At 73.2% G+C, this 25,979-nt stretch carries 23 protein-coding genes and 1 tRNA gene; 7 read left to right on the top strand and 17 right to left on the bottom strand.

The window, feature by feature from the left end; translation table 11 throughout:
• Positions 1 to 47: 47 nt before the first annotated feature.
• The 4 genes from IE217_RS03730 to IE217_RS03715 form a co-directional block, all read right to left on the bottom strand.
• Complete coding sequence (locus IE217_RS03730; protein ID WP_190176235.1) at positions 48 to 950, bottom strand: LLM class flavin-dependent oxidoreductase; 903 nt, start codon at positions 948 to 950, stop codon at positions 48 to 50.
• Positions 951 to 990: 40 nt separating this feature from the next.
• Positions 991 to 1,452 carry a hypothetical protein gene (locus IE217_RS03725; RefSeq protein ID WP_190176234.1) on the bottom strand — a complete coding sequence of 154 codons (462 nt, stop codon included), beginning with the start codon at positions 1,450 to 1,452 and terminating at the stop codon, positions 991 to 993.
• A gap of 13 nt (positions 1,453 to 1,465) precedes the next feature.
• Positions 1,466 to 2,014, bottom strand: a complete 549-nt coding sequence (locus tag IE217_RS03720; RefSeq protein ID WP_190176233.1) for an RNA 2'-phosphotransferase — start codon at positions 2,012 to 2,014, stop codon at positions 1,466 to 1,468.
• Between the two features lie 209 nt (positions 2,015 to 2,223).
• On the bottom strand, positions 2,224 to 3,981 hold the full coding sequence (locus tag IE217_RS03715; RefSeq protein WP_190176232.1) for an SDR family oxidoreductase: 1,758 nt from the start codon (positions 3,979 to 3,981) through the stop codon (positions 2,224 to 2,226).
• Between the two features lie 226 nt (positions 3,982 to 4,207).
• Between IE217_RS03715 and IE217_RS03710 the strand changes: the two genes are divergently transcribed.
• The 6 genes from IE217_RS03710 to IE217_RS03685 all read left to right on the top strand — a co-directional run bounded on the left by IE217_RS03710 (position 4,208) and on the right by IE217_RS03685 (position 8,467).
• Positions 4,208 to 5,182 carry an ABC transporter ATP-binding protein gene (locus IE217_RS03710; protein WP_190176530.1) on the top strand — a complete coding sequence of 325 codons (975 nt, stop codon included), beginning with the start codon at positions 4,208 to 4,210 and terminating at the stop codon, positions 5,180 to 5,182.
• A complete protein-coding gene (locus IE217_RS03705) occupies positions 5,172 to 6,089 on the top strand; it encodes an ABC transporter permease (RefSeq protein WP_190176231.1) in 918 nt (305 codons plus the stop codon). The genes IE217_RS03710 and IE217_RS03705 overlap by 11 nt, the downstream gene beginning before the upstream one ends.
• Positions 6,086 to 6,997 (top strand): ABC transporter ATP-binding protein, encoded by a 912-nt coding sequence (locus IE217_RS03700; protein ID WP_190176230.1) that lies wholly within the window; start codon positions 6,086 to 6,088, stop codon positions 6,995 to 6,997. The genes IE217_RS03705 and IE217_RS03700 overlap by 4 nt, the downstream gene beginning before the upstream one ends.
• 10 nt (positions 6,998 to 7,007) lie before the next feature.
• Positions 7,008 to 7,727: an ABC transporter permease subunit gene (locus tag IE217_RS03695; protein ID WP_190176229.1), complete on the top strand. Its 720-nt coding sequence runs from the start codon at positions 7,008 to 7,010 to the stop codon at positions 7,725 to 7,727.
• 119 nt (positions 7,728 to 7,846) lie between these two features.
• Complete coding sequence (locus tag IE217_RS03690; protein WP_190176228.1) at positions 7,847 to 8,089, top strand: SGM_3592 family protein; 243 nt, start codon at positions 7,847 to 7,849, stop codon at positions 8,087 to 8,089.
• 291 nt (positions 8,090 to 8,380) lie between these two features.
• Positions 8,381 to 8,467: transfer RNA gene (locus IE217_RS03685), tRNA-Ser, on the top strand.
• A gap of 290 nt (positions 8,468 to 8,757) precedes the next feature.
• Here IE217_RS03685 and IE217_RS03680 read toward each other — a convergent pair.
• The 9 genes from IE217_RS03680 to IE217_RS03640 form a co-directional block, all read right to left on the bottom strand.
• Positions 8,758 to 9,594: an HAD family hydrolase gene (locus IE217_RS03680; RefSeq protein ID WP_190176227.1), complete on the bottom strand. Its 837-nt coding sequence runs from the start codon at positions 9,592 to 9,594 to the stop codon at positions 8,758 to 8,760.
• Entirely contained in the window at positions 9,591 to 10,868 is a 1,278-nt protein-coding gene (gene serS, locus IE217_RS03675; protein ID WP_190176226.1) for a serine--tRNA ligase, read from the bottom strand. Before serS ends, IE217_RS03680 begins: the two co-directional genes overlap by 4 nt.
• A 537-nt stretch (positions 10,869 to 11,405) precedes the next feature.
• The gene (pheA, locus tag IE217_RS03670) at positions 11,406 to 12,338 is read right to left on the bottom strand and encodes a prephenate dehydratase (RefSeq protein ID WP_190176225.1); all 933 of its coding nucleotides are present in this window, start codon (positions 12,336 to 12,338) and stop codon (positions 11,406 to 11,408) included.
• Positions 12,339 to 12,448: 110 nt separating this feature from the next.
• Positions 12,449 to 13,735, bottom strand: a complete 1,287-nt coding sequence (gene efeB / locus IE217_RS03665) for an iron uptake transporter deferrochelatase/peroxidase subunit (protein WP_190176224.1) — start codon at positions 13,733 to 13,735, stop codon at positions 12,449 to 12,451.
• An 8-nt stretch (positions 13,736 to 13,743) separates the two neighbouring features.
• Positions 13,744 to 15,822 carry a copper resistance CopC/CopD family protein gene (locus tag IE217_RS03660; protein WP_190176223.1) on the bottom strand — a complete coding sequence of 693 codons (2,079 nt, stop codon included), beginning with the start codon at positions 15,820 to 15,822 and terminating at the stop codon, positions 13,744 to 13,746.
• A 13-nt stretch (positions 15,823 to 15,835) separates the two neighbouring features.
• The gene (locus IE217_RS03655; protein ID WP_190176222.1) at positions 15,836 to 16,345 is read right to left on the bottom strand and encodes a copper chaperone PCu(A)C; all 510 of its coding nucleotides are present in this window, start codon (positions 16,343 to 16,345) and stop codon (positions 15,836 to 15,838) included.
• Complete coding sequence (locus IE217_RS03650) at positions 16,342 to 16,995, bottom strand: SCO family protein (protein WP_190176221.1); 654 nt, start codon at positions 16,993 to 16,995, stop codon at positions 16,342 to 16,344. Before IE217_RS03650 ends, IE217_RS03655 begins: the two co-directional genes overlap by 4 nt.
• 105 nt (positions 16,996 to 17,100) lie before the next feature.
• The gene (locus tag IE217_RS03645; RefSeq protein WP_190176529.1) at positions 17,101 to 17,835 is read right to left on the bottom strand and encodes a YcnI family copper-binding membrane protein; all 735 of its coding nucleotides are present in this window, start codon (positions 17,833 to 17,835) and stop codon (positions 17,101 to 17,103) included.
• 193 nt (positions 17,836 to 18,028) lie between these two features.
• Positions 18,029 to 18,925 carry a hypothetical protein gene (locus IE217_RS03640; protein WP_190176220.1) on the bottom strand — a complete coding sequence of 299 codons (897 nt, stop codon included), beginning with the start codon at positions 18,923 to 18,925 and terminating at the stop codon, positions 18,029 to 18,031.
• Between the two features lie 222 nt (positions 18,926 to 19,147).
• On the opposite strand from IE217_RS03640, the gene IE217_RS03635 reads away from it, so the two are divergent.
• Positions 19,148 to 19,594, top strand: coding sequence for an ATP-binding protein (locus IE217_RS03635; protein ID WP_190176219.1), 447 nt, complete (start codon positions 19,148 to 19,150; stop codon positions 19,592 to 19,594).
• Here the strand turns inward: IE217_RS03635 and IE217_RS03630 are convergent.
• The 4 genes from IE217_RS03630 to IE217_RS03615 all read right to left on the bottom strand — a co-directional run bounded on the left by IE217_RS03630 (position 19,557) and on the right by IE217_RS03615 (position 25,881).
• Entirely contained in the window at positions 19,557 to 20,855 is a 1,299-nt protein-coding gene (locus IE217_RS03630; RefSeq protein WP_190176218.1) for an MFS transporter, read from the bottom strand. The two genes, IE217_RS03635 and IE217_RS03630, sit on opposite strands and share 38 nt — an antisense overlap.
• 371 nt (positions 20,856 to 21,226) lie before the next feature.
• Positions 21,227 to 22,594 (bottom strand): MocR-like pyridoxine biosynthesis transcription factor PdxR, encoded by a 1,368-nt coding sequence (gene pdxR / locus IE217_RS03625; protein WP_190176528.1) that lies wholly within the window; start codon positions 22,592 to 22,594, stop codon positions 21,227 to 21,229.
• 112 nt (positions 22,595 to 22,706) lie between these two features.
• Positions 22,707 to 24,170: an aminopeptidase P family protein gene (locus IE217_RS03620; protein WP_190176217.1), complete on the bottom strand. Its 1,464-nt coding sequence runs from the start codon at positions 24,168 to 24,170 to the stop codon at positions 22,707 to 22,709.
• 166 nt (positions 24,171 to 24,336) lie between these two features.
• Positions 24,337 to 25,881 carry a PP2C family protein-serine/threonine phosphatase gene (locus tag IE217_RS03615; protein WP_190176216.1) on the bottom strand — a complete coding sequence of 515 codons (1,545 nt, stop codon included), beginning with the start codon at positions 25,879 to 25,881 and terminating at the stop codon, positions 24,337 to 24,339.
• Between the last annotated feature and the right edge of the window lie 98 nt (positions 25,882 to 25,979).

Raw genomic sequence — 25,979 nt, 5'->3', positions numbered from 1 at the left:
GCGCACATGTGAGTAGTCGACTCGGTCACGTGAGCAGCCGGGCCCGGTCACGTCAGCTGGGTGGGCGCTTCCATGGCGATCCGCTCGAAGACCTTCTGGTCGGCCGCGAAGTCGGAGTCGGGGATCGGCCAGTGGATCACGATCTCGGTGAAGCCGAGCTCCTGGTGCCGGCCCGCGAAGTCGACGAACGCGTCGAGGGACTCCAGCGGACGTGAGCGGTCCGGGGTGAACCCGGTGAGCAGTACCTTGCCGAGTTCCGAGACGTCCCGGCCGACGGAGGCGCAGGCGTCGGCGAGCTTCTCGGCCTGGCCGCGGATGGCCCGCACCGACTGCTCAGGGGTGCCGTCCTCGTACAGCTTCGGGTCGCCCGTGGTCACCCAGGCCTGCCCGTACCGCGCGGCGAGCCGCAGTCCCCGGGGGCCGGTGGCCGCCACGGCGAACGGGAGCCGGGGGCGCTGCACACAGCCGGGGATGTTGCGGGCCTCGTGCGCCGAGTAGAAGTCGCCGTCGTGGGACACCGCGTCCTCGGTCAGCAGCCGGTCGAGGAGCGGAACGAACTCGGCGAAGCGGTCGGCGCGTTCGCGGGGCGTCCAGGGCTCCTGGCCGAGCGCGGTGGCGTCGAAGCCGGTGCCGCCCGCACCGATGCCGAGCGTGATCCGGCCGCCGGAGATGTCGTCCAGGGAGATCAGTTCCTTGGCGAGGGTGACCGGATGGCGGAAGTTCGGCGAGGTGACCAGAGTGCCCAGCCTCAGGCGCCCGGTCGCGGCCGCGGCGGCGGTCAGGGTGGGCACGGCACCGAACCACGGGCCGTCCCGGAAGGTGCGCCAGGACAGGTGGTCGTAGGTGTAGGCGGTGTGGAAGCCGAGCTCCTCGGCACGTGTCCAGGCCGCACGGCCGCCTTCGTGCCAGCGGCGGTAGGGAAGGATCACGGTGCTCAGGCGCAGACTCATGGGCCCGAGCCTAAGCGCCGCGGCAGTTTCACGTGAAACATCACTGGACGCGGCTGCTGAGCCACGGGGTGAGGCCGAACATCGGGACGTACTCCTTGTACGTGCGATCGGCGGGCAGGGGCACGACCAGGCGGTAGCCGGGCGGGAAGCGCCGCGCCTTCACATGGGCCCTGTCGCCGAAGACGGCGTGGAGAAAGGCGGACACCTCGTCACGGGGAAGGTCGGGGAAGTCGATGCCCTCCACGGTGATCAGGGCGTCGTCCTCGGGGAAGAGCCGCACGGTCACCCGGGGCAGCCCGCCGAACTCGACGAAGGCCTCGTGCGGCAGCGAGCCGTCCGGGTCGGTGGTGACGCCGACGCCCGCGGCGGTGCGGCGGGAGGTCTCGTCGGCGCCGATGTCGTGCGTCACCGAGATCTCGCGGGCGTACTCGTCGGCTATGGCGCGGCAGGCGGTGACGGCGGCCTCGGTGCTGGGCAGGTGGTCGTCCATGCCGCCGATCATGCCCGACCCGCCGTCAGTGGCCCTTCGGGAACCGCAGATAGCGCACGGGCACGGCCTTCGTCAGCCAGACGCCGTTCGCGCTGACGTGGAAGACGTGCCCGTCGCGGTGCATGGCGCCGGCGTCCACGGCGAGGACGACCGGGCGGCCGCGACGGGCGCCGACGCGCGCCGCGGTCTCCCGGTCGGGCGAGAGGTGCACGTCGTGCCGGTTCATGGGCCGCAGCCCCTCGGCGCGGATCGGCTCCAGGCTGCGGGCCACCGTCCCGTGGTAGAGGTACGGCGGCGGGGTCGCCGGCGGCAGTCCGAGCTCGACCTCGACGCTGTGGCCCTGGCTCGCGCGGATACGGGTGCCCTCGATCGCGAAGCGCCGCTTGTCGTTGCCGGCGACCACCTCGTCCAGTTCCTCGCGGGTGAACCGGAACCCGTGTGCGTCCGCCGCCGCGATCAGCGCATCGATCTCCGTCCAGCCGGCCGGGTCGAGGGTGAGCCCGATCCGCTCCGGCTGGTGGCGCAGGTGCTTGGAGAGGTACTTCGAGACCTTGACGAGGCGTCTTTCGTCCATGCCGTCAGCGTGCCGCGCGAGACACGGATCACGCAGGTGAATTTCGCCGCGGAGGTTTGGTCCACAGCCGAACCGTGTTGTCCACAGCCGGAAGCGGCGATGCTGTGGACAACCGGACCCGTCCACCGCCTCCCGGCCTCCCCAAGGCGCGCCGCCTCCCGGCCTCCCCAAGGCGCACCGCGGCGCCTCCAGGGCGGGTCGCGCGCCGATCACAGCCGCGGTTCGACCCGCGCGAGCCTGCGCAGCGCTCTCGGGGCGAAGCGGGACATCGCGTGCAGGAGCCGGGCCTCCGGCGTCACCGGCACCACCGCCTCGTTACGCACCACCGCGCGTACCACGGCGTCGGCGACCTTCTCCGCCGGGTAGTTGCGCAGCCCGTACAGCCGGGCGGTGCGCCGCTGCCGGCGCCTCTCCTCCTCGGCGTCCACACCCGCGAAGTGCGCGGCCGACGTTATGCCGGTGTTGACGAAGCCGGGGCAGATCGCCGTCACGCCGATCCCCTGACCGGCCAGTTCCGCGCGCAGGCACTCGCTCAGCATCAGCACCGCCGCCTTGGAGGTGCTGTAGGCGGGCAGCGCCCTGGAGGGCTGGTAGGCGGCGGCGGACGCGATGTTGACGATGTGCCCGCCCTGCCCGCGCGCGGCCATCCGGGCGCCGAACAGCCGGCAGCCGTGGATCACGCCCCACAGATTGACGTCCAGGACCTGCTTCCAGTCCTCGGTGGTGTGGTCGAAGAAGGCGCCGGCCAGCCCGATCCCGGCGTTGTTCACCAGCACGTCGACCACGCCGTGGTCGGCGGTGACCTTCTCGGCCAGCTTCTCCATGGCCTGCTCGTCGGACACGTCCACCGTCTCCGCCCAGGCGGCCGGCGCGCCGGCGAGGAGTGCCCGCTCGGCGGTGTCGACGGCGGCCTCGGCGTTGCGGTCGACGGCGACGACGCGTGCCCCGGCCGCGGCGAACGCGAGGGCCGTGGCCCGCCCGATGCCGCCGCCCGCGCCGGTGACCAGGACGAGCTGCCCGCCGAAGCGGTCGGCGTGCCTCCCGGTGGCCGCGGGCTGCGTGCGACCGTCCTCGGTGGCCGTGACGAACTCCGTGATCCAGGCGGCCAGCTGGTCGGGCCGGGTGCGCGGGACCCAGTGCCCGGCCGGAAGGGTGCGGCGGACCAGCTGCGGGACCCACTGCTCCAGTTCGTCGTAAAGCCGCTCCGACAGGAAGGCGTCCTGAAGGGGCGTGATCAGCTGGACGGGGACGTGGGCGTGGGCGTCCGTGCGCGGGTCGCGCAGCCGGGCCCGCACGTTGTCCCGGTACAGCCACGCGCCGTGCGCCGCGTCCTGCGGCAGGGACCGCGTCGGGTAGTCGCCCCGCGGCATCCGCTCGGTGCGCGCGAGGATCTTCGGCCAGGCCCGGCCGAGCGGGCCGCGCCAGGCCAGCTCGGGCACTTTCGGCGTGTGCAGCAGGTACACGTACCAGGACTTGGCGCCCTGGCCCAGGAGCTGGCCCACCCGGCGCGGGGTCGGGCGCTTGACGCGCTTGCCCAGCCAGTGGCCGAAGTGGTCGAGGGACGGCCCGGAGACGGAGGTGAAGGAGGCGATCCGGCCCTCGGTGCGCCCGACGGTCACGAACTCCCAGCCCTGCACCGAGCCCCAGTCGTGCCCGACCAGATGCACCGGCCGGCCCGGGCTGACCGCGTCCGCGACCGCCAGGAAGTCGTCGGTGAGCTTCTCCAGGGTGAAGCCGCCGCGCAGCGGCGAGGGCGCGGTGGAGCGGCCGTGGCCGCGGACGTCGTAGAGGACGACGTGGAAGCGGCCGGCGAGGCGCCCGGCCACCTCCGACCAGACCTCCTTGCTGTCGGGGTAGCCGTGCACCAGCACGACCGTCGGCCGGCCCGGGTCGCCGAGTTCGGCCACGCACAGCTCGACCCCGCCGGTGCGGATCCGCCGCTCGCGCGCGCCTTCCAGTGACGTCACGTGTGCCGCCTTCCTGTGCCGCTTCCCCCTCGGGAATCCCGTCCGGCGACTGTCGCAGTTGTTAGACCGAACGTCAACAGGGCCTTGGGCGGCCGGAATGTCCCACTCCGGGTAAGACCTGAGAGCTGCGTCCCCCAGGGTCCCGTAATACTCGAGGCGGACGGCAAGACGGCTCTGGGGTCTGACGACCGGCGTGGCGCGCGTCACTATCGTCTAGGACGTGACTGTGATCGCGACCGAAAGCCTGAGCAAGCGGTTCCCCCGGGTGACCGCGCTTGACCGGCTCTCCGTGGACGTCGGACCCGGTGTGACGGGACTCGTCGGCGCCAACGGAGCCGGCAAGTCCACACTGATCAAGATCCTGCTGGGTCTGTCCCCCGCCACCGAGGGCCGCGCCGAGGTGCTCGGCCTCGACGTCGCCACCAAGGGCGCCGCCATCCGCGAGCGCGTCGGCTACATGCCGGAGCACGACTGCCTGCCGCCCGACGTCTCGGCCACCGAGTTCGTCGTCCACATGGCGCGCATGTCCGGCCTGCCCCCGGCCGCCGCCCGCGAGCGCACCGCGGACACCCTGCGCCACGTGGGTCTGTACGAGGAGCGGTACCGCCCCATAGGCGGCTACTCCACCGGCATGAAGCAGCGCGTCAAACTCGCCCAGGCCCTGGTGCACGACCCGCAGCTCGTCTTCCTCGACGAGCCGACCAACGGCCTCGACCCGGTCGGCCGCGACGAGATGCTCGGCCTGATCCGCCGCATCCACACCGACTTCGGCATCTCGGTCCTGGTCACCTCCCACCTGCTGGGCGAGCTCGAGCGCACCTGCGACCACGTGGTCGTCGTCGACGGCGGCAAGCTGCTGCGCTCCAGCTCCACCACCGACTTCACCCAGACCACGACCACCCTCGCCATCGAGGTCACCGACAGCGAGGAGCACCCGGACGGCACCCGCGCGGTGCGCGAGGCGCTGCACGAGCGCGGGGTGGAGACCCAGCACGGCACCGGCCTGCCGGGCTCCGGCCACGTCCTGCTGCTCACCGCGAAGGGCGAGGAGACCTACGACCTGGTGCGGGACGTGATCGCCGACCTCGGCCTCGGCCTGGTCCGCATGGAGCAGCGCCGGCACCACATCTCGGAGGTCTTCCGGGACAGCGACGAACAGCGCGACGAGCAGCGGAAGGAGGCGGTCGGCCATGGCGGTTGAGCAGCCCCTGGCATCACCGGCGCCACCCCCGGGGGACCAGACCCGCATCCACAACATCGGGTACCGCAACTACGACGGCCCCCGCCTCGGCCGCGCCTACGCCCGCCGCTCGCTGTACTCGCAGTCCCTGCGCGGCGCCTACGGCCTCGGCCGCTCGGTCAAGTCCAAGGTCCTGCCGATGCTGCTGTTCGTGGTCATGTGCGTGCCCGCGGCCATCATGGTCGCCGTCGCGGTCGCCACCAAGGCCAAGGACCTGCCCGTCGAGTACACGCGCTACGCGATCATCATGCAGGGCGTCATCAGCCTGTACGTCGCCTCGCAGGCACCCCAGTCCGTCTCGCGCGACCTGCGCTTCAAGACCGTGCCGCTGTACTTCTCGCGCCCGATCGAGACCGCCGACTACGTCCGCGCCAAGTACGCGGCGCTGGCCTCGGCGATGTTCGTCCTGACCGCCGCGCCGCTCCTCGTGCTCTACATCGGCGCGCTGCTGGCCAAGCTGGACTTCGCCGACCAGAGCAAGGGATTCGCCGAAGGGCTGGTCTCCGTGGCACTGCTCTCCCTGCTCTTCGCCGGCATCGGCCTGGTCATCGCCGCCGTCACCCCGCGCCGCGGCTTCGGCATAGCCGCCGTGATCGCCGTGCTGATCATCTCCTACGGCGCGGTGTCCACCCTCCAGGCCATCGCCGACGCCCAGAACAACACCGCCGCCATCCCCTGGATCGGCCTGTTCTCGCCGGTCACCCTCATCGACGGCGTACAGACCGCCTTCCTCGGCGCGACCTCGTCGGCACCCGGCGCCGTCGGCCCCGGCAGCGGGCAGGGCGTGGTCTACGTCCTCGTCGTCCTGGGGCTGATCGCCGCCGCCTACGGCCTCCTGCTGCGCCGCTACAAGAAGGTGGGACTGTGACGACCCTCAGCATCGACCACGTCTCGCGCTGGTTCGGCAACGTGGTCGCCGTCAACGACATCACCATGACGATCGGCCCCGGCGTCACCGGCCTGCTCGGCCCCAACGGCGCCGGCAAGTCCACGCTCATCAACATGATGGGCGGCTTCCTGGCGCCGTCCACCGGTTCCGTCACGCTCGACGGGCAGCCGGTGTGGCGCAACGAGCAGATCTACCGGCACATCGGCGTCGTCCCCGAGCGCGAGGCGATGTACGACTTCCTCACCGGCCGCGAGTTCGTCGTCGCCAACGCCGAACTGCACGGCCTCGGCGCCAAGGCGGCCCAGAAGGCGCTGGCCACGGTGGAGATGGAGTACGCGCAGGACCGGAAGATCTCCACGTACTCCAAGGGCATGCGGCAGCGCGTGAAGATGGCCTCCGCGCTCGTCCACGACCCCTCGCTGCTCCTGCTCGACGAGCCGTTCAACGGCATGGACCCACGCCAGCGCATGCAGTTGATGGAACTGCTGCGGCGCATGGGCGACGAGGGCCGCACCGTGCTGTTCTCCTCCCACATCCTGGAAGAGGTCGAGCAGCTCGCCTGGCACATCGAGGTCGTCGTCGCCGGACGGCACGCGGCCAGCGGCGACTTCCGCAAGATCCGCCGCCTGATGACCGACCGGCCGCACCGCTACCTCGTCCGCTCCAGCGACGACCGGGCGCTCGCCGCCGCGCTGATCGCCGACCCCTCCACCTCCGGGATCGAGGTCGACCTCGCCGAGGGCGCGCTGCGCGTCCAGGCCGTCGACTTCGGCCGGTTCACGGCCCTGCTCCCCCGGGTGGCGCGGGACCACGGCATCCGGCTGCACACGGTCTCGCCGTCCGACGAGTCCCTCGAGTCCGTCTTCTCGTATCTGGTCGCGGCGTAGGAGGCCGAAGATGTACGACCCCACAGTCGCCCGGCTCACCTACCGGGCCCTGCTCGGCCGGCGCCGGGCCCTCATCCTCGGCGCGCTGCCGCTGCTGCTGATCGTGATCGCCGTGGTGGTCCGCGGCCTCACCGGCGCGGACGACCAGACCGCGGTGAACGTCCTGGGCGGGTTCGCCCTAGCCACGATGGTGCCGATCATCGGCGTCATCGCCGGCACCGGCGCCATCGGGCCGGAGATCGACGACGGCTCGGTGGTCTACCTGCTGTCCAAGCCGCTGAAGCGGCCGACGATCATCTTCACCAAGCTGATCGTGGCGATCGCGGTGACCATGGTCTTCTCGGCGGTGCCCACGATGATCGCCGGGCTGATCCTCAACGGCAACGGGCAGCGGATAGCCGTGGCCTACACGGTGGCCGCGCTGGTCGCCTCCATCGCGTACGCCGCCCTCTTCCTCCTGCTGGGCACGGTGTCCCGGCACGCGGTGGTCTTCGGCCTCGTCTACGCGCTGGTCTGGGAGGCGCTGTTCGGCTCCCTGGTGCCCGGGGCGCGCACCCTGAGCATCCAGCAGTGGGCGCTGGCGGTGGCGCACCGGGTCGCCGGCGGGGACCTGGTCACCTCCGACGTGAGTCTGACCACGGCGACGGTGCTGCTCGTGGCGGTGACCGTGCTGGCCACCTGGTACGCGGGACAGAAGCTGCGGTCGCTGACCCTGGCCGGAGAGGAGTGAGACTCCGGCCCGCGCCGGGAGCGGGCCCAGTCGCCCGCTCTTGACGCGGGCTTCACCCGCACCCGGTCAGACTGGGCGCAGACGGGCGAAGCGGACCTCGGACGACCGGGAGGACGGGGATGGCGGGCGACGGGCAGCCGGGCAGCGAGGCGGGAGGCGCTCCCGGCGACGAGTGGGACGACGTCGTCCTGGACGCCGCCTTCATACGGGCCGCCGAGACCGCCGAGCCCTCCGCGCGGGCCCGGATGCTCGCGGCCCGCTGGCGCCGTGAGCGGCCGGAGCCGCAGCCGTGGCGTTCGGACGAGCCGCCCGCCGGGTGGTTCTTCAGCAGGGTCCGCCGGCGCAGGTGGCGCCGGCACTGACCGCCCGGCCGAGGCGCGGCGGTACGCGGCCGGGCGGCCGGTAATTCGGTGGCGCCCGGGCCGGCGCGCGGGCACAGTAGTCGTGTCCACAGCGCCGGGCCGAGCCGGCGTCACGTTCTGGGAGAGGAGCCCGGCGATGCCCATGCACGGCAGTACGCGGGGTTCCCGGCAGGGCAGCCCGCGGCGGGCTCCGGAGTAGTCGCCACCGCTCCGTCGACCCCGCTTCCGCACCGGGACTGCCCGGGGCGGCCGCTTCGAGCACGCGACTCGCCTCGCGTGGGCCGCCCACCCGGAGGATTGGCCGAGTGGCAAGGCACCGGCTTGCTAAGCCGTGGTCGGGTGTGACAGCCCGCGCACGTTCGATCCGTGCATCCTCCGCGAACAACCCCGCTCAGGGCTAGGGTCTTTCTTCCGGATCAGGCCGGCCCCGAGTCACCTCACCTCTTGGCCGACTCGAGCGGGGTCTGGTGCGTGCAGCTGCAAGGCGGAGGAGGGAGTCGACACGATGGGGGTCCCCCCTTGCTCGTCAAGAGCTTGGGGGAGTCGGCGAGTGACGACAACGCCGCTGGGGGTCCCCCTGCTCGAAGAGCTTGGGGGAGTGCGTGCCAGACCCCGCGACCGGCGGCAAGATCCGGAAGAGAGGCCGTAGCCTAGGGCCCGGCCGGCCCTCAGCCGAGCAACCGCTCCAGGACCACCGCGATGCCGTCGTCCTCGTTGGACGCGGTGACCTCGTCGGCGACCGCCCTCAGCTCCTCGTGGGCGTTGGCCATGGCGACGCCGTGGGCCGCCCAGGCGAACATCGGGACGTCGTTGGGCATGTCGCCGAAGGCGACCGTGCCGGACGCCTTCGCGCCCAGCCGCCGGGCCGCCAGCGACAGGCCCGTCGCCTTCGACAGGCCGAGCGGCAGCAGTTCGACTATGCCCTCGCCGGCCATGGTGACCGACACCAGGCCGCCGGCGCTGCGGCGGGCCACGTCGGCCAGTTCGTCGTCCGTGAGAGCCGGATGCTGGATGTAGATCTTGTTGAGGGGGGCGCTCCACAGGTCGGCCACGTCGGTGAACGGCGTCGCCGGGAGCGGGCCCCCGACCCGGTAGCCCGGCCCGACCAGCACCTCGCCGTCCAGCCCGTCACGGCTCGCCGCCAGACGCAGCGGGCCGGTCTCGGCCTCGATCTTGGCCAGGGCGACCGCGGCCACCTTCCGGTCCAGGGTCACCGAGGTCAGCAGGCGGTGCTCGCCGGCGTCGTACACCTGGGCGCCCTGGCCGCAGACCGCGAGGCCCCGGTAGCCGAGGTCGTCGAGGATGTGCCGGGTCCAGGGCACCGCGCGGCCCGTGACCACGATGTGCGCGGCGCCGGCCGCGGTGGCCGCGGCCAGTGCCTCACGGGTGCGCCGGGAGACCGACCCGTCGGAGCGCAGGAGCGTGCCGTCGAGGTCGGTCGCGACCAGCGTGAAGGGGAAGCCCCCGGTCGCCTCACCGGCGGGCGCGGGCACCGTGGCGGTCACTTGGCCACCGGCTCCAGGACCTCCCGGCCGCCGAGGTAGGGACGCAGCACCTCGGGCACGCGCACGGAACCGTCGGCCTGCTGGTGGTTCTCCAGGATGGCGACGATGGTGCGGGGCACGGCGCACAGGGTGCCGTTGAGCGTGGCCAGCGGGCGGACCGTCTTGCCCTCGCGGAACCGGATGGACAGCCGGCGGGACTGGTACTCGGTGCAGTCGGAGGTGGACGTCAGCTCGCGGTACTTGCCCTGGGTCGGGATCCACGCCTCGCAGTCGAACTTGCGCGAGGCGGAGGAGCCGAGGTCACCGGTGGCGACGTCGATGACCCTGAACGGCAGTTCCAGCGAGGTCAGCCACTGCTTCTCCCACGCCAGCAGCCGGCGGTGCTCCTCCTGCGACTCCTCGGGCCGCACGTAGGAGAACATCTCCACCTTGTCGAACTGGTGCACGCGGAAGATGCCGCGGGTGTCCTTGCCGTGCGAGCCGGCCTCGCGGCGGAAGCACGGCGAGAAGCCCGCGTAGCGCAGCGGCAGGCGCTCGGCGTCGAGGATCTCGTCCATGTGGTAGGCCGCCAGCGGCACCTCCGAGGTGCCGACCAGGTACAGGTCGTCCTTGTCGAGGTGGTAGACGTCCTGGGCGGCCTGGCCGAGGAAGCCGGTGCCCGCCATCGACTGGGGGCGGACCAGTGCCGGGGTCAGCATCGGCGTGAAGCCGGCGGCGGTGGCCTGGGCGATCGCCGCGTTCACCAGCGCCAGCTCCAGCAGGGCGCCGACGCCGGTGAGGAAGTAGAAGCGGGAGCCGGAGACCTTCGCGCCGCGCTCCACGTCGATCGCGCCGAGCAGCTGGCCGAGCTCCAGGTGGTCCTTGGGCTCGAAGCCCTCGGCGGCGAAGTCGCGGAGCTCGCCGTGCGTCTCCAGCGTGACGAAGTCCTCCTCGCCGCCGACGGGCACGTCGGGGTGCACGATGTTGCCGAGCTGGAGCAGCAGTTCCTGCGTCCGGGCGTCGGCCTCGTCGCGCTCGGCGTCGGCCGCCTTGACGTCGGCGGCCAGCTGGCCGGCCTTCTTCAGCAGCTCCGCCTTCTCGTCGCCGGAGGCCTTGGGGATGAGCTTGCCCAGCGCCTTCTGCTCGGCGCGCAGTTCGTCGAAGCGGACGCCGGACGACCTGCGCCGCTCGTCGGCAGACAGGAGGGAGTCGACGAGCGCGACGTCCTCTCCACGGGCACGCTGGGAGGCGCGCACACGGTCGGGGTCCTCACGGAGCAGGCGAAGGTCAATCACGCGGTCAAGGCTACCGGTGCGGCCTTCCACGTCACGACTCGGTATTCCGAACCGCCTATTACGTACCGTTATGGGGGATTGATCCGCACGTCCGTGTCGTCAATGAGATCACATCCGGCTCCCTGGAACGAGGCAGGGCGCGGGCGTGGGGTTGACTGGATTCCCTTGCGCGGAACGGGACTTGGGGAAGCCCGCCGCGGTGTGGTTGTCCACAGGAATCCACCGCCGTGGAAAGTTATCCACAGGCTGTGTGCATGATCTGTGGAAGTCGGAATTGATCACTCCGGAAGTCTGCAGTGGAAGGAAGAATTCCTGGCCCAAAGGGCGCTGACCCCCACTTTCGGGTGGAAAAGGGTCGCCCCAAAAGATGAACCAAAGGAAACAGGTGGACGAAGGGTGAGTTGCGCGACGAGGGGGGTGCGTGCCGGTCGTAGGGCGATTTGTCGACCGAGTCGCTCCTCCGTATCGACTTGTCCCCAGGTAGACCGGCAGGCCTGTGGATAACTTCTGTGGACAACGAAGACCCACAGGTGGGGCTCAGAAACGTCCGTCCTGGCAGCGGGCCACCCAGTCCGCCGCCGCCACGAACTCCTCGTCCGAGGTGCCGGCCAGCGGCGGCCGTACGTCCGCCGGTCCGAGACCCGCACGCGGGTACGAACCGAGAAAGCGCACCTGCAAACAGATCCGCTTCAGCCCCATCAGGGCCTCCGCCATCCGGCGGTCGGTGATGTGGCCCTCGGCGTCGACGCAGAAGCAGTAATTGCCGATCCCCGCGCCCGTAGGGCGGGACTGCAGCAGCATGAGGTTGATGCCCCGGGTGGCGAACTCGCCGAGCAGGTCGCGCAGGCCCCCGGGATGGTCGTCGCGCTGCCACAGCACCACGGACGTCTTGTCGGCGCCGCTCGGCGCGGCGGGCCGGGCCGGACGGCCGACCAGCACGAACCGGGTCTGCGCGTTCTCCGCGTCGTGGATCTCGGTGACCAGCGGCTCGAGCCCGTACCGGGCGGCGGCGAACTCGCCCGCGAACGCGGCGTCGTAGCGGCCCTCCTGGACCAGACGGGCGCCGTCCGCGTTCGAGGCCGACGACTCCCAGACGGCGTCGGGAAGATTCGCCTTCAGCCAGTTGCGGACCTGCGGCTGGGCCGCCGGGTGGGCGGTGACCGTCTTGACGTCCGACAGCCTGGTGCCGGGCCGCACCAGCAGGGCGAAGGTGATCGACAGCAGCACCTCGCGGTAGATCATCAGCGGCTCGCCCGCGACCAGCTCGTCCAGGGTGGTGGTGATCCCGCCCTCGACGGAGTTCTCGATCGGCACGAACGCGGCCTCGGCGTCACCGGCGCGGACCGCGTCCAGCGCGGACTGCACGGACACGTACGGGATCAGCTCCCGGGTGGCCGTCTCGGGAAGCGTGCGCAGGGCGACTTCGGTGAAGGTCCCCTCGGGGCCGAGATACGCGTAGCTCGCTGGCATGACCTCACCCTAGGCCAACCGCGGGCATGGCCGTCCGCGCGGTGCGCACCCTCCCCGCTCACCCCTTCCCGCTCACCCCTGGCCGCCTTTCCCCGCTCGCTCCCGCGTGCTCACCCCTCCAGGAGCCGCTGGCCCACGTACTCGCCCTTCGCCGCACCGCCGGGCACCGCGAACAGGCCGCTCGCCTCGTGCCGGATGTACTGCGAGAGCGCGTCGCCGCGGTCGAGCTTGCGCTGCACCGGCACGAAGCCGCGCAGCGGGTCGGCCTGCCAGCAGATGAACAGCAGGCCCGCGTCGGGGGCGCCGTCCGCGTCGAAGCCGTCGTGGTAGGAGAAGGGGCGGCGGACCATGGCGGCGCCGCCGTTCTGGTCGGGGCGCGTGATGCGGGCGTGGGCGTTGACCGGGATGACGTAGGAGCCGTCCGCGCCGGTCTTCTCCAGGTCCATCGCGGTGGTCTCGGTGCCGCCGCTCAGCGGGGCGCCGTCGGCCTTGCGGCGGCCGATGACGTTCTCCTGCTGGGTGAGGGAGAGCTTCTCCCAGTCGTCCAGGAGCATGCGGATCCGGCGTACGACGGCGTAGGAGCCGCCCGCCATCCAGGCGGGCTCACCGGCGGCGGGCACGAAGATCCGCTTGTTGAAGTCGGCGTCCGAGGGCTTGGGGTTGCGGGTGCCGTCGATCTGGCCCATCAGGTTGCGGGCCGTCATGGGGTGGGCGGTGGCGCCCGGCGAGCGGTTGAAGCCGTTCATCTGCCAGCGCACCCGGGCGGCGCTTCCGGCGTCCTTCTGCACCGCGCGCAGGGCGTGGAAGGCGACCAGCGCGTCGTCGGCGCCGATCTGCACCCACAGATCGCCCTCGCTGCGGGACTTGTCGAGGTGGTCGGAGGAGAAGTCCGGCAGCGGGTCGAGGGCGGCGGGCCGCTGCCCCTGGAGGCCGGTGCGGTCGAAGAAGGTCCGGCCGAAGCCGAAGGTGAGGGTCAGGGAGGAGGGGCCGGCATCGCGGGCGACGCCGGTGTCGCCGTGCGGGGCCGGCTCGCCCGCCATCAGGTGCTCGGCCGTCGCCGACCAGCGGCGCAGCAGCGCGGCGGCCTCCTTGCGGCCCGCGCCCGCCGCCAGGTCGAAGGCGATGAGATGCCCGCAGGACTGGAGGGGGTCGGTGATGCCGGGCTGATGTTTCCCGTGAAACATCGCCCGGCCGGCGCCGAGCGAGGTGAGCGGGGTGGCCCCCGCGGGCGCGCTCGCGTACCCCGCGGCCGCGCCCGCCGCGCCGAGGACGAGCCCGGTGGCGCCGGCGGTGCCCAGCAGCCGCCGGCGCGACACACCCGCCCGCGCGGAGTCGCCGCCCCCGGACTGGCGGGGCACGGGGGAGGAGGAGACGGCCGGGGTGGACTGGTCGGTCATGGCGGTGCTCAGCCGATCTGCGCGTTCTTGGTGACGGTCGTCTGGTCGATGTCGGAGGTCCGCACGGTCACGGCGATCTTCCAGTCGCCCGCCATGGGGATCTGCACCCGGCTCGCGGCCCAGTGCCCGGTGGTGATGCGGTCGGGCGCCACCGGCAGCGGGCCGATCTTCTTCGCCGTGAGGGTGAAGGCGATCTTGACCTCGGGGATGTCGAAGGGCCGCCCGTCGGGCCGCTGGACGTAGACGTGCATCTCGTTGCCGCCCACGCGCGCGGGGTCGATGTCGAGCCGTACGACGCCCTTGCCGTTCTGGCCGCCGGTGTCGAAGGGCATGTCCAGGGTGACCGCGCCCGACGAGGAGGAGGACGCGGAGGACGACGAGGACGACGAGGACGAGGTGGCCGCCTTGGCCTCCTCCTCCGTGCGGCCCGGCTCGGTCTGCGTCAGCACGGTGGTGACGGCGAGCAGGACGACGGCGACACCGGCCTCGGCCAGCACGGAGCGGCGCAGCCCGGACCGGCCGGAATCGGCGTCGCGCAGCCGCTTCCGGCGAGTCGCGTCCACGGCGGCACGCTGCCGGGCGAGCTGGGCGGCCCGCCGCGAGTCGCCGCCCGCCGCCTTGGCCGCGCCGCCGGACTTCTTGCCGCCGACGGTCGTGGCCGGGGCCTCGCCTCCGGCGGAACCCTTCCCGCCGGCCGCGCCCTCGCCGGCCACCGCCCCCTTGCCGCTCACGGCGCCCTTGCCCCCCGGCGCACCGCCGCCGCCCGAAGCCCCCTTGCCCGCGGGCTCCTTCTGCTTGACGGCCTCCCTGGCCGCCGCGGCCTTGCCCGCCGCGTCCTTGCCCGCCTTCGCGGCCGGTGCCTCGGTCAGCCGGCCGGTCCAGCGGCGGGAGACGGAGGCGATGCCGACCAGCACCACCACGAGCCCGACCTTGACCAGGAGCAGCTGCCCGTAGCGGGTGCCGGTGAGGGCCGACCAGGAGCCGACCTGGCGCCAGGACTGGTAGATCCCGGTGGCGACGAGCGCGACGACCGAGCCGAAGGCGACGCGCGAGAAGCGGCGCACGGCCGCCGTCGTCACCGGGGTCCGCGCGGGCGCCCGGTACAGCCCGGCCAGGAGGGCGGCCAGCCCGCCGAGCCAGGTGGCCACCGCCAGCAGGTGGACGACGTCGACCGGCATGGCGATGCCCGGCTGGAGTCCCGTGGAGGCGTGCTCGGCCATCGCCCAGCTCGCCGCGAGCCCGGCGGCGACCACGACACCGCCGATCGCGAGCCCGAAGGTCAGGTCCCGCTTCTCCTCCTCCTCGCGCTTCTCGTACGCCCCGAAGAGCACCGCGACGAACAGCGCGGCCGCGGCGAGCAGCAACAGCCGGGAGACCAGGGCCGCGCCGGTCTTGGTCTGGAGCACCTGGCCCAGGAGGTTCAGGTCGAGGACGTCGCCGAGTCGGCCGGAGGTGGTGTAGGAGCCGCGCAGGAGCAGCAGCGCGAGCGTGGCCGCAGTGAGGGTGACCCAGCCGGAGACGACCAGCCGCTGCACGGCCCGCACACCCGCCCCGCGCTGCCAGCAGGCCAGCACGAAGGCGGCGCCGCCGACCAGGACGATGAAACCGGCGTACGACAGATAGCGCCCGAACCCGTAGAGCCGGCCGACGGCTGTGCCGCCCACGTCCTGCCCGCCGACCGCGACCGAGGTCTTGGAGGGGGCGCCCACGGAGAAGGTGTAGGCGCCGCCGACCGGATGGCTGTCGGCGGAGACCACCTGGTAGGTGACGGTGTAGGTGCCCTTGGCCAGTCCGGCGCGCAGCCGCACGGCGTACGTCGTCCCGCTGATGTTGGAGGGCTTCCCGGTGTCGACGCGCTTGCCCTGCGGGTCGAGGACGCGCAGCGAGTCGTCGTTCATGGCGACCTTCTCGGAGAAGGTCAGCGACACCTGGGTGGGCGCCTTGTCGACCACCACCCCCTGCTGGGGGTCGCTGCCGGTCAGCGCGGCGTGCGCGGAGGCCGGGCCGGCGCCGGCGAGGAGGATCCCGGTGACGGCCAGGAGCAGCAGTACCAGGGTCCGGACGCGGGGGGTGATGGTCTGCGTCAAGATGGAGCCTCCCTCAGTGTCCGGTCGCGGGGTTGTACGTGGCCGGCTTGACCGGCATCTCAACCGTGAGGTCACCGGAGGCGGCGAAGTGCAGTTTCACGGTGACCGTGCGGCCCTGGACGGGCTTGTGCGCGAGCCGGTCGAACATCAGGTGGTTGCCGCCGCTCCTGAACACCAGCCGGCCGTGGGCGGGCACGGCGAGGCGGCTGACCTCCCGCATCGCGCCGCCGGCCGTCTCGTGCACGGTGACGTCGCCGGCGTCGGGACTGGTGACCGAGGTCAGTTCGTCCTTGGCGCCGCCCTTGTTGGTGATGACCAGGAAGCCCGCCGCCATGGAGTCCGAGACCGGCTGGGGCATGTAGGCGCCGCTCACGGACAGCTCCGGCTTCCCGCCCGAACCGGAACCCGAAGCGGACCCGGAACCGGAGGTGGCGCCCGAGGCGGTGCCGCCGCACCCGGTCAGCAGGGCGCTCGCGGCGACGGCGCCGGCGAGCAGCGCGGCCGCGGCTGCCGGGCGCCTCACGGGTTCTGCCCCTTGATGATCTTGGGCAGGCCCTTGGTGTAGTCGTCGACGGAGGCGTCCTCGCCGTAGAACAGGTAGCCGCCGTCCGTCTTCGGGGAGAAGGCGACCACCTGGGTGCCGTGCACCGAGACGAGCTTGCCGTTCTTGTCCTTCGTCGTCGGCTCGATGGAGATGCCGACACTGCGCGCGGCGGCCTGGATGGTGGCGAAGTCGCCGGTCAGACCGATGAACTGGGGGTCGATGCCCTTGAGCCACTTGCCCAGTTCGGCGGGGGTGTCGCGGGCGGGGTCGGTGGTGACGAACACCACGCGCAGCTTGTCCTGGTCGGCCTTGGGCAGCGCCTTCTTGGCGACCGCGATGTTGTTCATCGTCAGCGGGCAGATGTCGGGGCAGTGGGTGTAGCCGAAGTACAGCAGCGTCGGCCGGCCCGCGGTCTCCTTGCGGAGGTCGTACTTCCCGCCGTGCGTGTCGGTGAGGACCAGGTCCGGCTTCTCGAAGGGCTGGTCGAGGACCGTCACCGCCCGGTGCTGGGCACTGTCCTCGGAGACGGAGACGACGGGCTTGCCGCCGTCGTCGCCGCTGCCGCAGGCGGACAGGGTCAGGGTGGCGGCGGCGAGCAGGGCGGCCGCGGCGAACGTCTTCTTGCGCATAGAAAAAATGTCCCAGTTGTGATGGCTCCGGCGCGCACCGGGGTCGTACGCCAGGGTCGCACGACCGTCGTACGACCCCTGGTGCGCGGGACGGGCTGGCGGGGGTCAGGCGGTGGTGCGCCTGCGGCCGGCGAGCACGCCGTAGGCCACTCCGGCCGCGCCGACGACGATGCCCACGACGCCGAGCACGCGGGCGGTGGTGTCGCTGCCGCCCTTCGATCCGGAGGCCGCGGCGGCCGCGGTCCGGGCGGCGGGCTCGGCGTCGCCGGCGGCGCTCGCCGCCGTGCCGTGGGCGTCGCCGTCCTTGGCGGCGGCCAGTTCCAGCACCGGCGCCGGGTTCTGCGGCTCCGGGCCGCCCTTGGCCTGGACCTCGATCCAGCGGACGACCTGCTTGTCGGAGTACGTCTGCAGCGCCTTGAAGACGAGCTGGTCGGCGTCCTCGGGGAGCGCGCCGACGGAGACCGGGAACTTCTGGAAGTAGCCGGGCTCGATGCCCTTGCCGTCGGCGGTCCAGGTGACCTTGGTGACGGCCTCGGAGATCTTCTCGCCGTGCATCTCGATCGGCTTGGCGAGCTTGGACCTGGTGACGTCGGTCCTCCAGCCGTCGATCTTCTCCGGCATCACCGAGGCCAGCGGGTGGTCGGTGGGGAAGTTGACCTCGACCTTGGTGGTGGAGGCGTTGTCGCGCTCGTTGGGGACCTTGAAGTCGACGACGACGTAGCCGCCCTTGGCCGGGGTGGTCTCCGGCTGCACGGTGACGTGGGCGAACGCGGGGGCGGACAGGGCGAGGACGGCCGAGCCCGCGAGGGCGCCGGCGGCGGCGAGACGGGACGCCCTGATGGTCCTGAGGGTCTTCATGACGGGAAAGCACTCCTGTGGAGGAAGGGTTCCGTTGACGAGAGGGAGCGCGTGCACGGGCCCGAGGGCCTTTCCGGGACGAGAGCCCCGGTTCGGGGCACGCGCGTGTGCCGCACGACGGCGGCCGCTCCCGTGGGCGGAACCCGCCCGGTCGTGGGGTGCTGGTCGCGTCGCGTCAGGCAGCGAGGAGGCAGGCGGCGGCGGGCGGGCCGCGGCGGATCACGGAGTGCTGGAGCGCGGTGGTGTGCGGCGCGGGGACCGGGTGGTCGGCGGCGCGCCGGTAGCGCGGGCCGGTCGCGGGCGCGGCCGGCAGTCCGGCGGTCAGGGCGCGCACCAGGGCGAGGGCCCCGCGCAGGGACCGTACGAGAGCGGTCTCGGCGACGCCCTGCGCCGACAGTTCGATCAGGCGCAGCAGCGCGAGGTCGCCGCGCCGCAGCAGCCAGCCCGCGGCGAGCGCGGCCAGCAGGTGACCGAGGAGCATCGGCAGGGACGGCAGCAGCGAGGCCGCCGGGCCGGCGGAGGCCGGCGCGTCCGCCGGGTGGTGTGTGGCGCCCATGGACCCCGTGTCCGTGCCGCCCTGGTAGACGTGCGCGGTGACGAGTATCCGGTAGGCCTGGCCGGGGGTGAGCGACGCCGCCGAGACCCCGCACATGAGGTGCGCGGCCCGCGCGACCATCTCGGTGCCCGACATCGCGGGCATGGATCCCATCGACCCAACCGACCCCATCGACCCCATGGCGTCCATGGAACTCATCGAGCCCATGCCGCTCATGGAGCCGGTGCCGCCGCCGGTGGTGAGCTGGCCCATGCCGAACAGCGTGTGCAGCAGGGTCTGGCCGACCGCGAGCAGCGTCACGATCCCCGGCAGCGAGCGGGCCCGACCCGCGAGCGGCACGACGACGGCGAGCGCCCCCAGGAAGCCCGCGCCGAGCGTCCACAGCGGCACCGTGGCGCAGGACGCCAGGGTGTGCCCGGCCGCGGCAAGCACGACGCAGACCGCGGCGAACACCGCGGCCCGCAGCATCCGCAGATCGCGTCCGGTGCGTGCCGTGCGCGGGTGGGGGGCAGTCATGGCGGCCTCATCATCCCACTGGCGCCCCGGCCGCCGTACGGCAGGTCCACAAGATGCCGTACGTCTGAATGGCCGGACTCGTCGGCCGGGGGCGCGCGCATACACCGATTCCGTCCCCGCCGCATCCGCCGATCGTGCGGGATGGCGTCAACTCGGTGCTTACGAGTGGGCACGGGGGGCAATACGTAACGGTATGTCGAGCCGCGGCCGGGAGGCTGGAGCATGAGCATCTGGTGGTCACTCCATCTGCGGCGTGACGCTGCGAGCGTTCCCCTCGCCCGGCGGCTCCTCCTCGGCACGATGGAGACCGCCGGCGTCGACCCCGACATCTCCTACGACCTGTCCGTCGCCCTCAGCGAGGCCTGCGCGAACGCCGTCGAGCACGGCGGGGACGCCGGCTCCTCGGAGCCCTACCGGGTCACCGCCTACCTCGACGGGGAGCGGTGCCGCATCGAGGTGGCCGACGCGGGGCCCGGCTTCCCCGCCGCGGGCCGCCGGGCGCCGGTGCGCGCCGCGCACCCCGAGGCCGAGCACGGCCGGGGCCTGTGCCTGATCCAGGCACTCGCCGACCACGTCCACATCGGGAGCACACCGGGGCGCGAGGGCGCCGTGGTGAGCTTCGACAAGATGCTCAAGTGGCGCAAGGACGCGCCGCTGGTAGCGGTGTAGGGCGCTCGGTCCGGACGGCCGCCCGGCGGGCGACGGGGCCCATCGCGTACGAGGCGGCCAGCGTCGCGCCGCCGAGCAGCAGCCACCCCGGCGTGCCCCACTCCACCAGCAGCGACGTCAGGACCAGCGGGCCGAGGGTGCGGGCCACGGTGACGCCGGTGCCGAAGAAGCCCTGGTACTCGCCGACGCGGTCGGCCGGCGCGAGGTCGAAGGACAGCTGCCAGGCGCCCGCCGACTGCCCCATCTCGGCGGCCGCCTGGAGCGCGGCCCCGGCCACCAGCACGGCCGCCGCCACCGGTGCGGGGACCCCGGCCGACAGCGCGAACACCGCGCAGGCCGCCAGCATCACCCACCCCGAGCGCCGCACCGCGCGCGTGGCCGAACCCGGCGAGCCGATCCCGCGGGCCACGCGCACCTGGAAGAGCGTCACCGCCCCGGTGTTCAGCACGAACAGCGCGGACACCAGCCAGTCGGCGGCGCCGGTCCGCTGGGTGATCCACAGCGGCAGCCCGAGGCTGAGCAGCGGCATCCGCAGCAGCAGCACGGTGTTGAGCAGGGTCAGCGCGATGTACGGCCGGTCCCGCACCACGGCAGGCCGCGACCGCTCGCGCCCGCGCCCGCTCCCGTTCTCGCACTCGCACTCGCACCCGTGCTCCCCGGCCGGCGGCACCGCCGTCCCCCGCCCCGGCACCGCCGGCACCCGCAGCAGCAACGCGCCGCACAGCAGGAAGCCGGCCGCGTCGAGCGCGAACACGCCGAGGTAGGCCGTCCGCGTCCCCAGGTGCAGGGCGAGGCCCCCGAGCGCCGCGCCCGCCGCGAGGCCGGCGTTGAGCGTCGACTGCAGGTACGCCAGCAGCCGGGTGCGCTGCCCGGACGCTACGAGTCCCGCCAGCAGCGCCTGGCGGGCCGCGGCGAGCCCGGACTGCGCGCAGGCGTAGGTGCAGGCGGCCGCCACGAAGGGCAGGAAGCCGCGCACGACGAGGAAGGCCGCCACCGACAGACCGGTGGCCAGGGCCAGCAGCACCGCCGCGCCGCGCGGCCCACGCCGGTCCGCGAGCCGCCCGAGCGGCACCCCGGCCAGCGAGCCGACCGCCCAGGCGAGGGTCAGTCCGAGTCCCACGCGCGCGGGCGTCAGCCCCACGACACGCGTGAAGTACAGCGCGGAGGTGACGTAGAAGGCGCCGTCACCGATGGAGTTGCTCAACTGGGCGAGCGCCAGCAGCCGTTGCGGCCCTGCGGGCGGGGCGGGAGAGGCCGTCATGCCGACGACTCTAGGAAGTGGGCGGACCCCTCGGCAGACCCATTCCCGAGCCACTTCGATGACCCAATTCCCGTCCGCCCCGCGGGTGCCGGCAGGGATCGCGTCCGCCTCCGCGGGTGCCGGCAGGGACCGTTTCCGTCCCCGCCGGTGCCGGCAGGGATCGCGTCCGTCCCCGCCGGTGCCGGCAGGGATCGCGTCCGCCTCCGCCGGTGCCGGCTGGGACCGTGTCCGCCTCCGCCGGTGCCGGCTGGGACCGTGTCCGCCCCCGCGGGTGCCGGCAGGGACCGTTTCCGCCCCCGCCGGTACCGGCAGGGACCGCGTCCGCCCCCGCCGGTGCCCCGCAAGGACCGCGTCCGCCCGGGCGGAACGTCTTACGCCCCGTCCAGGACCTTCGCCAGCACCTCCAGCGCCTCCGGGTACACCCGCTCCCGGGGCGTGCCGTACCCGACGACCAGGCCCTGCGGCCGGCCCTCCCCGGGCGTGTGCCAGTGGTCGCCCAGGCGGCCGAGGGCGAGGCCCTCCGCCTCCGCGCGGGCCAGCACCTCCTCCTCGTCGGCCACGTCGACCAGCGCGTGCAGCCCGGCGGCGATCCCGCGCAGCCGGCGCCTGGAGCCCAGCCGGTCCAGGAGCTGGTCGCGGCGGCGCCGATAGCGCAGTCGGCACGCGCGCACGTGCCGGTCGTAGGCGTGGCTGTCGATCAGCTCGGCGAGCGCCAGCTGGCCGATGGTCTCGGTGTGGTGGTCGCTGTGCAGCTTGGCCTCGGCCACCGCGTCGACCAGGTGCGGCGGCAGCACCATCCAGCCGAGCCGCAGCGCCGGCCCGAGCGTCTTGGACGCCGTGCCGAGGTAGGCGACCTGACCCGGGGCCATGCCCTGGAGCGCGCCCACGGGCTGGCGGTCGTAGCGGAACTCGCCGTCGTAGTCGTCCTCGACGATCAGCGCGCCACCCGTGCGTGCCCAGTCGGTCAGCGCCCGCCGCCGCTCCGGCTGAAGGGTCACACCGGTCGGGTACTGGTGCGCCGCGGTGACGACGACCGCCCGCTCCTCGCCCAGCTCGCCCGCGCGCACACCGCGCTCGTCGACCCGCACGGGCACCACGCTGCCGCCGTTGTGCCGCACCACCTCGCGGTGGAAGGGCAGCCCGGGGTCCTCCATGGCGACGGCGGCGCCGTCCAGCACGCGCGTGAGCAGCGCCAGCCCCTGGACGTACCCGGAGGTGATCACGATGCGCTCGGGCGGCGCGATCACCCCGCGGGCCCGGCCCAGGTAGCCCGACAGCGCGGTGCGCAGCTCGATCCGCCCCCGCGGGTCGCCGTAGTCGTACGCCAGTGAGGGCGCCGTCGCGATGGCGCGGCGCAGTGCGCGCAGCCAGGCCGCCGCCGGGAACGCCCCGACGTCCGGGCTGCCGGGCCGCAGGTCGAACCTGGGCGCACGCGCGCGTGCCGCCGCGCCCGGCCGGCCGGTGTCGACGCTGGGCAGGGCGGCGACCTGGGTGCCCGAGCCCTGCCGCGCCGTCAGGTAGCCCTCGGCGACGAGCTGGTCGTAGGCGGCCTTGGCGGTGCCGCGCGAGATGCCGAGCTCGCCGGCCAGCCGCCGGGTCGCCGGCAGCCGGGTGCCGGGCGCGAGGCGTCCGTCGCGCACGGCGTCCCTGAGCGCCTTCTCCAGTCCGGCCCTGCGGCCCGCCGCCCCGTCCGGTTCCAGATGCAGGTCCACACCCACACCGGACCAGAAGTCGTCCACGTCCACGGAAACCCTCCCCCTGGGGTTTGTGAATCACCGGCCGGAACCCGCGTCGTGTCCCGGCACGCCGAAAGGCCGGGCACCCCGCAGGTACCCGGCCGTCCGACTTGTATCAGCCCTTCAGTGCCGCCATCCACCCCTCGACCTCGTCGGAGCGGCGCGGCAGGCCCGCCGACAGGTTCCGGTTGCCGTCCTCGGTGACGAGGATGTCGTCCTCGATGCGGACGCCGATGCCGCGGTACTCCTCGGGGACCGTCAGGTCGTCGGCCTGGAAGTACAGGCCCGGCTCGACGGTGAGGACCATGCCCGGCTCCAGCGTGCCGTCCACGTACGTCTCGGTGCGCGCGGCGGCGCAGTCGTGGACGTCCATGCCGAGCATGTGGCCGGTGCCGTGCAGGGTCCAGCGGCGCTGGAGGCCGAGCTCCAGGACCCGCTCGACCGGGCCCTCGACCAGGCCCCACTCCACGAGCCGCTCGGTGAGCACGCGCTGGGCGGCGTCGTGGAAGTCGCGGTACTTGGCGCCGGGCTGCACGGCGGCGATGCCGGCCTCCTGCGCGTCGTACACCGCGTCGTAGATCTTCCGCTGGATCTCGCTGAACGTGCCGTTGACCGGCAGGGTGCGGGTGACGTCGGCGGTGTAGAGGCTGTGCGTCTCCACGCCCGCGTCCAGCAGCAGCAGGTCGCCGGAGCGGACGGGGCCGTCGTTGCGCACCCAGTGCAGCGTGCAGGCGTGCGGGCCGGCGGCGCAGATGGAGCCGTAGCCGACGTCGTTGCCCTCGACGCGGGCCCGCAGGAAGAACGTTCCCTCGATGTAGCGCTCGCTCGTGGCCTCCGCCTTGTCGAGGACCTTCACCACGTCCTCGAAGCCGCGCACGGTGGAGTCGACGGCCTTCTGCAGCTCGCCGATCTCGAACTCGTCCTTGACCAGGCGGGCCTCGGAGAGGAAGACGCGCAGCTCCTCGTCGCGCTCGGCGGTGACCTTGTCGGTCAGCGCGGCCTCGATGCCGGCGTCGTGGCCGCGGACCACGCGGACCGGGCCGGTGGCCTCGCGCAGCCTGTCCGCCAGCTCGCGCACGTCGGCGGCCGGGATGCCGTACAGCGCCTCGGACTCGGCCAGGGAGTGGCGGCGGCCGACCCACAGCTCGCCCTGGCCGGAGAGCCAGAACTCGCCGTTGTCCCGGTCGGAGCGCGGCAGGAGGTAGATCGTCTCCCGGTGGCCCTCGGCGGTGGGCTCCAGCACGAGGACGCCGTCCTCGGTCTGGTTGCCGGTGAGGTAGGCGTACTCGACGGAGGCCCGGAAGGGGTACTCGGTGTCGTTGGAGCGGGTCTTCAGGTTGCCCGCGGGGATCACCAGGCGCTCGCCCGGGAAGCGCGCGGACAGCGCGGCGCGGCGGCGAGCGGTGTGCGCGGCCTGCTCCACCGGCCTCAGGCCGCGCAGCTCGGTGTCGGCCCAGCCGGAGCGCATGTTCTCGGCGAGCTCGTCGGACACGCCCGGGTACAGGCCGTTCTTGCGCTGCTTGATCGGCTCCTCGGACTCGGCTTCCTCCGGGATCTCCGGGGTGAGCTCGTCGGCCACGGTCTTCCTCCTCGGTACGGCACTGGACCACCCCCCATCGTACGGTCGTACGGAAGGGGGCCCGAGGCGGTAGGACCCATTACACGGTGTTCCCGTGCGCCTGCCGGGGTGCGCCTGCCGGGGTGCGTCCGCACGGGGTGCGTCCGCTGGGCGTGCGCGGGCCCGCCTAGTCGAAGCGGGCCGCCAGCAGCGCCACGTCCTCCGCGCCGCCGGTCACGTCGAGGTCGTCGGGCAGCATCGCGCGCAGCACGTGGTCGGCGACCGCGCCCACGTCCGTGCGCAGCGCGCGCGGGACGGTCGCCGCGGCCTGGTGCAGCCGCGCGAAGGCGCGGTCCGCCGGGTCGCCGGTGCGGTGCAGCAGCCCGTCGGTGTAGAGCAGCACCGTTTCGCCCGCCATGACCTGGAACTCCACGCTGGGCGCCTCCCAGCAGGCGAGCATGCCGAGCGGCGCGGACACCGAGGTCTCCACGAACTCGGTGCGCCGCTCGCCGAGCACCAGCGGCGGGCAGTGCCCGGCCCCGGCCAGGGTGACGCGGCGCAGCGGGGGCTCGCAGTAGGCGAACAGGGCGGTCGCCGAGCGGGCGGGCTCGGTCAGCCGCAGCAGCAGTTCCAGGTCGGACAGGACGGCGACGGGGTCCTCGCCCTCCATCACGGCGTAGGCCCGCAGGGAGGCGCGCAGCCGGCCCATCGCGGCGACGGCGCCGGGCCCGGAACCGGTGACCGAGCCGACCGCGAGGCCGAGGGCCGCGTCGGGCAGCGGCAGCGCGTCGAACCAGTCGCCGCCGCCGCGCGGTCCGGTGCGGTGCCGGGGGGCGAGCTGGACGCCGGGGACGCGGGGCAGCCGCGAGGGCAGCAGCTCCTCGTACATCGTCGCCATGCACGCGCGCGTGCGCTCGCCGTCGAGCAGGCGGGCCAGGTGCTCGGTGGCGAAACGGACGTAGAGACCGGCGAGATGGCGCTGCCGCTCGGACGGCTCGGCCGGCTCGTCGTAGAGCCAGACGGCGGCGCCGAGGCGGCCGGCGGCGTCCGTGGACAGCCGCAGCGCGTAGCTGGCCGCGTAGCCGAGGCGGGCGGCCACCTCGCGGTGGCGGGGGTCGAGTCCGTCCTCGGCCAGCAGGTCGGGGCGGACCACCTCGCCCTTCCCGCCGGGCAGCCCGGCGGCGGTGTCCAGGAGGGTGCCGTACGGCATCGCGCCGCGCGGCACGGTCTCGATGTGGCCGAGGTCGCAGCGGGCGAGCCCGAGCCCGATGGTGGTGTCGGGGCCCAGTCCGTCGTCCGGTTCCAGTACGACGAGACCGCGGCGGGCGCCCACCAGGGCGGCACCGGCGCGCAGCAGTTCCCTCAGGGCGGCGTCGAGTCCGTCCGTGCGGGCCAGCCGCTCGGTCAGTTCGTGCAGGGTCGTCAGGTCGGAGACCCAGCCGGCGAGCCGGTCCTGGAGGAGGGCGCCCGGCGGATGGGCGGCGTGCGCCGGGTTCGCGCTGTTCGCGGCGGCGGTGGAGGTGCCCGGAGCCCCGGGCGCGGGCGCGACAGTGTGTGCGGGAGCGGGAACCGTTGAATCGATTCCGGCCACTTTCGCAGGGTGCGGGGCGTTCATGGCGTCCGGCTTTCCGACCGGTGCGTACTGCTGAAAAGCATCGCAAACCCCCATGTCATTCTGCGCCGCCGGCAGTGTCTCCACATGTACACGCACTCGTGAGGGGATGTCCAGCATTGTCCTGCCGGGATTCGTGGTGTCAGAGGGGCTGCCGGGGTGTTCTCCCGTACCCCTTGCGGAATAGTAAAGTTGGCTTGAAACTGCCTCGGGTGACG

Origin of the sequence: Streptomyces naganishii JCM 4654, from assembly GCF_014650575.1 — a bacterium.
GTDB lineage: Bacteria > Actinomycetota > Actinomycetes > Streptomycetales > Streptomycetaceae > Streptomyces > Streptomyces naganishii.
This window is presented reverse-complemented; position numbering and strand designations above follow the sequence as displayed.

Coding starts and splice junctions, on each gene's coding strand:
- IE217_RS03730 (WP_190176235.1), bottom strand. CDS start 950: ATGAGTCTGCGCCTGAGCACCGTGATCCTTCCCTACCGCCGCTGGCAC.
- IE217_RS03725 (WP_190176234.1), bottom strand. CDS start 1,452: ATGATCGGCGGCATGGACGACCACCTGCCCAGCACCGAGGCCGCCGTC.
- IE217_RS03720 (WP_190176233.1), bottom strand. CDS start 2,014: ATGGACGAAAGACGCCTCGTCAAGGTCTCGAAGTACCTCTCCAAGCAC.
- IE217_RS03705 (WP_190176231.1), top strand. CDS start 5,172: ATGGCGGTTGAGCAGCCCCTGGCATCACCGGCGCCACCCCCGGGGGAC.
- IE217_RS03695 (WP_190176229.1), top strand. CDS start 7,008: ATGTACGACCCCACAGTCGCCCGGCTCACCTACCGGGCCCTGCTCGGC.
- IE217_RS03690 (WP_190176228.1), top strand. CDS start 7,847: ATGGCGGGCGACGGGCAGCCGGGCAGCGAGGCGGGAGGCGCTCCCGGC.
- pheA (WP_190176225.1), bottom strand. CDS start 12,338: ATGCCAGCGAGCTACGCGTATCTCGGCCCCGAGGGGACCTTCACCGAA.
- efeB (WP_190176224.1), bottom strand. CDS start 13,735: ATGACCGACCAGTCCACCCCGGCCGTCTCCTCCTCCCCCGTGCCCCGC.
- IE217_RS03650 (WP_190176221.1), bottom strand. CDS start 16,995: ATGCGCAAGAAGACGTTCGCCGCGGCCGCCCTGCTCGCCGCCGCCACC.
- IE217_RS03640 (WP_190176220.1), bottom strand. CDS start 18,925: ATGACTGCCCCCCACCCGCGCACGGCACGCACCGGACGCGATCTGCGG.
- IE217_RS03635 (WP_190176219.1), top strand. CDS start 19,148: ATGAGCATCTGGTGGTCACTCCATCTGCGGCGTGACGCTGCGAGCGTT.
- IE217_RS03630 (WP_190176218.1), bottom strand. CDS start 20,855: ATGACGGCCTCTCCCGCCCCGCCCGCAGGGCCGCAACGGCTGCTGGCG.
- IE217_RS03615 (WP_190176216.1), bottom strand. CDS start 25,881: ATGCTGGACATCCCCTCACGAGTGCGTGTACATGTGGAGACACTGCCG.